Below are 379 nucleotides of genomic sequence, written 5' to 3' on the forward strand. Positions count from 1 at the left end.
ATTAAAGGTATGTAGACAGATGGTTACCACCTGAGTACGAGTGTTACTAGTACACGTTGGCAGTACAAAGGTACAAAACATGGCTTATAGAAATATCATCACTAGACCCAAGCTCTCCCATTTCGGAGAGCTTTTTTCATTGTTAAATGTAAAACCTTTCACATTTATATTAGATATTTACAAAGTTCATAAACTTACAGCATATCTATTTAAATAAAGTTTTGATAAAATACTTACATAATCATAAAAGCGAAGGAGACAAACTATGTACCAATTATTAGCCGTATGTCCAATGGGATTGGAAGCAGTTGTTGCAAAAGAAATACAAGAGCTCGGTTACGACACAACTGTAGAAAATGGCAGAATATATTTCGAAGGT

1 pseudogene is annotated in these 379 nt (G+C 33.8%); it reads left to right on the forward strand.

Annotation, left to right across the window (positions count from 1 at the left end):
* Positions 1 to 265: 265 nt before the first annotated feature.
* Positions 266 to 379, forward strand: a pseudogene (locus ACF91D_RS32355) (class I SAM-dependent RNA methyltransferase); the annotation flags it as partial.

Source organism: Staphylococcus sp. 231237_7MaSpsaltlick (assembly GCF_043107035.1).